At 50.7% G+C, this 5,712-nt stretch carries 8 protein-coding genes; all 8 read left to right on the plus strand.

Annotated elements, in window-relative coordinates; all coding sequences use genetic code 11:
• On the plus strand, window positions 1–424 hold a 424-nt coding region (locus tag WC359_14470; protein ID MFA5401651.1), incomplete at its 5' end, for a hypothetical protein.
• Window positions 424–1,206 carry a hypothetical protein gene (locus tag WC359_14475; GenBank protein MFA5401652.1) on the plus strand — a complete coding sequence of 261 codons (783 nt, stop codon included), beginning with the start codon at window positions 424–426 and terminating at the stop codon, window positions 1,204–1,206. The genes WC359_14470 and WC359_14475, both read left to right, overlap by 1 nt.
• A 10-nt stretch (window positions 1,207–1,216) precedes the next feature.
• Window positions 1,217–1,888 (plus strand): hypothetical protein, encoded by a 672-nt coding sequence (locus WC359_14480; GenBank protein MFA5401653.1) that lies wholly within the window; start codon window positions 1,217–1,219, stop codon window positions 1,886–1,888.
• 9 nt (window positions 1,889–1,897) lie between these two features.
• Window positions 1,898–3,301 (plus strand): right-handed parallel beta-helix repeat-containing protein, encoded by a 1,404-nt coding sequence (locus WC359_14485; GenBank protein ID MFA5401654.1) that lies wholly within the window; start codon window positions 1,898–1,900, stop codon window positions 3,299–3,301.
• Window positions 3,301–4,725 (plus strand): right-handed parallel beta-helix repeat-containing protein, encoded by a 1,425-nt coding sequence (locus tag WC359_14490; protein MFA5401655.1) that lies wholly within the window; start codon window positions 3,301–3,303, stop codon window positions 4,723–4,725. The genes WC359_14485 and WC359_14490 overlap by 1 nt, the downstream gene beginning before the upstream one ends.
• A 23-nt stretch (window positions 4,726–4,748) precedes the next feature.
• Window positions 4,749–5,246 (plus strand): hypothetical protein, encoded by a 498-nt coding sequence (locus tag WC359_14495; protein MFA5401656.1) that lies wholly within the window; start codon window positions 4,749–4,751, stop codon window positions 5,244–5,246.
• Window positions 5,239–5,472 carry a hypothetical protein gene (locus tag WC359_14500; GenBank protein ID MFA5401657.1) on the plus strand — a complete coding sequence of 78 codons (234 nt, stop codon included), beginning with the start codon at window positions 5,239–5,241 and terminating at the stop codon, window positions 5,470–5,472. The genes WC359_14495 and WC359_14500 overlap by 8 nt, the downstream gene beginning before the upstream one ends.
• A 3-nt stretch (window positions 5,473–5,475) precedes the next feature.
• Window positions 5,476–5,619 carry a hypothetical protein gene (locus WC359_14505; protein ID MFA5401658.1) on the plus strand — a complete coding sequence of 48 codons (144 nt, stop codon included), beginning with the start codon at window positions 5,476–5,478 and terminating at the stop codon, window positions 5,617–5,619.
• Window positions 5,620–5,712 lie beyond the last annotated feature (93 nt).

Raw genomic sequence — 5,712 nt, forward strand, 5'->3', positions numbered from 1 at the left:
GGCGGACGATAAGCTGCTTGCTGTGGGGCAGCAGCTGGACGCCTTGACGCAATTTGTGCAGCAGCTCGCGGGAGGTGAAACAATGACTATAGGAAGAACACAGGAAGTGCCCTTCCAGCAGATACTGCTGCCCGGGCAGGCGGTAAGGCTGGTGGCGCAATCGCCTTATGCCGGATACGTCAGAAAGATATTGAGGCACTGGCCGGCTGGATGCAACGCATTAGTCGATGTAGCCGTGGGCGTAGGCAACAAGCGCGTGCTGCCGGAGACGGGCTTTATGGCCTTGAACGACGCTACGCCCGTCTTCGATAACCTCAGCGTGCCGGTAAAGCAGGGCGAGAACATCTGGGTGGAGCTGCAGAACGGCGACGCGATAAATCCGCATACGATAACGGTCTCAGTGACGGTGGAGGAGGCTCTCTAATGTTTACAGTTGCGAAGACTTGGACGATACCGACGCGCGGCGCGGGGCTGCCGGATTACTCTGTTGCTGCCCCTATAGGCCAGGCAGGGCGGGATGGCTTATATACAACTTCAGACCAAGCGGAGCTGGCGGCTAGACTGGGAGCCTATAACTCGGTCGACAGGCGCGGGAACGTTGTCTGCCACGATAACTTCGAGAGCGGCATTGAGTCATGGGTGCCGGCACTTGGTGCCGGAGCCGGGGCTAACTGTGAATGGAGCCCGGAGAGTTTCAGAAACGGCGGCTTTAGCTTGAAGTTAAGCAGCGGCCTCCTTACTGCGTCCACAGTACAGAGGTCCTGGGGGGTAAAAGAACCCAATAAAGCGGGTTACGAATTTTCCTTTGCCGTGCAGTTTTACGATACGCTTGCGGGCTTGAACTATTACAACGATAATACCAACGTTTATTTTACGGCATGGTATTTAGATGGGCCAAGCCTTCTGCTGTATACATACAACGACCCCCCTCTGGTTGAGATCATAGATGACGTACAATTATATTGGGACTACCATTCGTATAGCTCAATAAAACTGGTGTGGGACACGCAGACCGGGCAATATGTAAGGATCCTTGTAAATCAATTGGAAATGGATATCAGCCAATATAAAGTACCTTTTCTGCCGGCTCCGGGGACTGGTAGATATATGGTTGGAGCGTTCTCGATATCTGGCCTCGGTGGCCTAAATCATCATGTGTACATTGACGATTTCATCGCGACGATCAACGAGCCGAATAACACTTAGGAGATGAGTTATGTCTGGAGCGGGAAGCAAAATATTCGGTAAGGATTACTTAAACTCTACCGCGGGCCTTGATGTCTGGATACCGCTGCGCCTGCTTCCGGACGGCTCGATCTCCGTTACCTCAAGCACTGTTGTAGATGAGGGGATCGCCACCGGCGGCCTGACAACACAGTTGACCGATACCACGAAGGATTGGGAAGTCAACATATTTGAGGGCGCGACCATAGAGATAATCCACGCCGGCGTAACTTACCATCGCACGGTAAACGGTAATATCGCCAATACTATAGGCTTCGCTACACTGGGTGTTATAGTTGCCGCCGGAGATATTTATCGCATAATGCGCAGCATCGATCCCATGACGCCCATCGATAAAGGCGTGATCCACAACACGGCTTACTTAACGCCGAATAACTTTTTCGGTACGGCCCTCACGCCTTATGTGGTGCCTACCCTCTTCCGCTGCCAGGGGGCTTTCAGTGTGGCCGGCGTGCTGAGCGTGACCATCATCAGAGGCGGCAACACACAGGTTGTGGAGTTTAACCACGGCGTGGCTTTACCGGCCAGCGCGCTTTTTGAGTTCGATACGCTGGTCCAGGACAGCACTACTATCAACTACCGCTATAGCGTAAATTGCACTATCATGACTTTCAGCGTACTGGAGATCCCGGCAGCTATTTAAGGAGTTGACATGCCTAGAGGAGGAACACCTGCACAGGGACTTTGGATGCCGCCGAGAGTGGCAACGCTCTTCGTGGCCGCTTCCGACGCTTTAGACAAGTGCCGGGCCCAGGCGGATTACATCTGCGACGGCGTGGCGGATGACGTGCAGATCAACGCGGCCATGGCAGCTCTGCCAGCCGCCGGAGGGCGGGTTGTACTTTCCGAGGGTACTTTCGTACTGGCTGAATCGATAGTTTTCCCTGATGATAATATAGTGCTAGAGGGCCAGGGTTGGTGCACCGGAATCATCGCCACGGCATTAGCCACAGGAGATCATGCTATACAGATGATAGGCAAGGTTTTCTGCTGCGTTAAAAACTTAGCTATACTTGGTTCTGCTGGTACCGGTAACACAGTACATTGTATATTTATCGATGACGGCAGCGATATGTTTATAATAGATGGCGTTTATATTGCGGCAAGTGATGCCGACGGTATTCACGTTGAAGGCACGGTCACACAATATGGCGTGATAAAAGGATGTTATATAAACGCAACAGATGGTTATGGTATTTATATCTCAATGGATGCTGCGAATACGAGCATGTCTTTCAAAATACATGATAACCATATTGAGAGTGCGGGAGGTGCCGGAATATACTTTGGTCAGTGTAACGGCCATTATTATCACGAAATAAATGACAACCTTATAATTAGTTGTGACTATGGAGTAGATTATGGCGTAGCCACGGTTCCGACATTTGGGTTAATGGAATCCTCCATAATTAATAATACTATAGTGGGCGCCTCGAATGATGGTATACGCCTTCTGTCCGATTCTGACAACAACTCCATCGAAAACAACTACATCAATGGTTGCGGCGGGTACGGAATCAATATCGGCGGGCCGACATGCGGCGAGAACAGGGCTATGAATAATAAGCTGATCGGCAATGTGACCGGTCAGATCCAAGACTTAGGGGTGCATACCCAGCTTCCCGAGATATTTATCCCCGTGCCCAACCCCTCCTCCAATATAGGCGCCCACCCCTGCGAACAGCTCACCGACGGCCTTGAAGTAGTAAGCCGCTTCAACGTGTGCATCCCGCTTAACTTCCAGGAGCTGGTGACCTGCGAGGCCGTGGTGGTCCCGGGAGATACCGGAAACTTCCGGCGCAGCGTGGCCACAGACTGGGGCGAGATAGCAAGCGGAGAGTCTTACAACATCGACTCCGGGGCCGTAGCCGAAGGTAACGTGGCGGTAACAGGAACTCAGGTAGAAGGCATCGATATAGCCGCGGCTTTTGTAGGCGTGGGGGCTCTTGGCCCGGGTGATATAGTGGGCGTGGCCTTTACGCGCCACGGAGACGATGCGCTGGACACAGTGGGCGCTGACTGCTATCTTTTGGGGATCATGTTGAGGTACGTGTAATGGCTTACGAAAATAAAGGCGCAATGGCGGCGACGATTGTAGTGGCCGCGAGCGATAGCCTGAACAAGGCCGCCGCGAACTACGTGTGCGACGGGGTGGCTGACAACGTTGAGATCCAGGCGGCGATCGATGCGCTGCCGGCGGGGGGCGGGAAGGTGGTGCTGCTGGAGGGGACGTTCAATCTAGCCAGCACATTAACAGGTATAGTAGGTTTAGCTTTAGTAGGGTGTGGTAAAAATACAATACTTTTTCTTTCAGATGGCGCTGAATGTCACATGGTTAATTTAGTTAATCTTAGTGACGTGTCTATATGTGATATAGTGTTTGATGGTAATAGGGCGGGTCAGACTGTTGCAGCTCATATAGTAAGAATAGAAAATACCCCCGATGTTTATTTAGAATATCTTGAAGTTAAAAATGCGGCACAACATGGGATAATCGCCGTTGCAGTTGGATCAAATGGCAGAATTATAGTTCAGTCGTGTTATACTCATGATAATGGCGACGCGATAAATGTAGGCAGTGGGGTATATTTGGCTAACGCCGATAATTCCGTCGTAAGTGATTTAATTTCTCATGATAATACAGCGGATGGCTGTCAATTTATAAACTCCGACAATTTAGTAATATCAGCAACTTGTGTTGATAACGACAGATACGGAATTATGTTGGATGCAAGCCATAATGCCATTATAAAAGGTATATGTAAAGGGTCTTCTGTAGGCTGCTATATGGGGGCAAGTAATTACGCGAATATGGATATAGTATCTCAAGACAATAAACTTGATGGGATACGTTTTCAAGACTGCATATATTGCAACTGCAATTTTAATTCTCTGAATAATGGGCAAGGTGGGATAGGTGCAGGATTAAATTTAAGAGGAGCTACAAATCACTGTAATATTAGAGGTATTGCGTTAGACAATCAGGGGATAGCTACTCAAGACTATGGTGTTTTAGAGGGCAATACAAGCGACTATAATAATATCAGAAACGTTGTAGTCGTAGGCTATTCTACGTTGCCTATGTATATAGTTGGGTTACATACCATAGTTGACAAATCTTATATATCAGTGAAATTAGATTTATCTGGTGCCGCGGCGGATATTGAGGTTTATTTTGCAGATACACCGGGATGTTTAGTAGGTTATACAATTGTTTATACAGAAGCCTCATCCGCCGATGCCGGCGTTAATGTTCGCTTAGGTCGATACCAAGATGGCGTGGCTCTTGATGATGATTATTTTGACCTTGTTGTTTCAGAGGTTAGTAAAGCATTAGGTTACCACAAAACCTATGTATCGGGGGATCTTACACAAAAAGTTATAGCTGCCGGCGATACAGTAACCGTCGGCACCGCCGGCGGCAAGACCGGCACCGGAGAGGTGATGATAATCCTGCACATAGCGGAGATGGCAAGCTAGGGGAATAATCAATTGTATGAGCCATGTTTACATACGAAGAAATATCGGTGATATCGGGGTTGAGCGTACTGGGCGCCGGCATATTGACCTGGTGCCTCAAGATGCAGTGGGACCAGCACACCCTGGGCAAGACCATAAAGCAGTGGATGGGCAAAGCCGGTGAGCTCGAAGCCAAGAACATCGAGATCGATAAAAAGGTCGCCGTCATGGAGAGGGAGTACGATTTCATGTGCGGGTTAGTATTGGAAGACGTAAAGATGAGGCGCGGGGACCTGTGGGAGCACCACAGCCCCTTAAAGCCCACGCCGCAGGCCGTGGCTCTGATACCGGAAGATATCATGGCCACGCTCAGATCCTACAACGGCGGCACCGGAGAAAAGGGCAATCAGTGCCTGCTCAAGGCCCTTTACATATCGGACAAGTTAAGCGTGGAGCGCCTGGCGGAGGCCGCGCGGGACAAAGGCATGACGGTCCTAGAGCTGATAGCTCTAGTAACGGATATGGATGGTAACCATGAGTGAGAAATTGGTATGGGGTCTTTTAGGCGGAAGCGTCGCCCTGGGGTTGGGCTGGATGATATGGAAGCGTGAAGGGCAGGGCCTCGGGAGGAACCGCGGCACGAGCCCGGGCGCGGGGCCCGGCGGTTACTGCGTATGCCCGTCGTGCGGGTACAGTGCGCCGCATACTACCGGAGTGCCCTGCTACCTGACCAAGTGCCCTTCCTGCGGTAATTCAATGATGAGGTGAGTTATGAGCGAAAAGAAAAAAACAGTCGTATTGGGAGTAGTAGGTGTAGCCTCAGCGCTGGGGCTGGGATGGCTGCTGTCGAAGATCATCGGAGATGATGAGCGAGAAGGCACGCCCGATGCCGAAGTAAGCGTGTACTGGGATTAAGGAGGACGCCATGGAATTCTACGCCGGAAGCGAGCATTCAGCGCATATCGCGATAGCCAATCCAACTTCATGGGACTGGACTTATGGAGTAAC

This window comes from Dehalococcoidia bacterium (assembly GCA_041653995.1).
Taxonomy (GTDB): Bacteria; Chloroflexota; Dehalococcoidia; order GIF9; family UBA5629; genus CAIMUM01.

Bases quoted from the DNA above. Each gene is read 5' to 3' on its own strand.
- WC359_14490 (MFA5401655.1), top strand. From the start codon at position 3,301: ATGGCTTACGAAAATAAAGGCGCAATGGCGGCGACGATTGTAGTGGCC.
- WC359_14505 (MFA5401658.1), top strand. From the start codon at position 5,476: ATGAGCGAAAAGAAAAAAACAGTCGTATTGGGAGTAGTAGGTGTAGCC.
- WC359_14480 (MFA5401653.1), top strand. From the start codon at position 1,217: ATGTCTGGAGCGGGAAGCAAAATATTCGGTAAGGATTACTTAAACTCT.
- WC359_14495 (MFA5401656.1), top strand. From the start codon at position 4,749: ATGTTTACATACGAAGAAATATCGGTGATATCGGGGTTGAGCGTACTG.
- WC359_14500 (MFA5401657.1), top strand. From the start codon at position 5,239: ATGAGTGAGAAATTGGTATGGGGTCTTTTAGGCGGAAGCGTCGCCCTG.
- WC359_14485 (MFA5401654.1), top strand. From the start codon at position 1,898: ATGCCTAGAGGAGGAACACCTGCACAGGGACTTTGGATGCCGCCGAGA.
- WC359_14475 (MFA5401652.1), top strand. From the start codon at position 424: ATGTTTACAGTTGCGAAGACTTGGACGATACCGACGCGCGGCGCGGGG.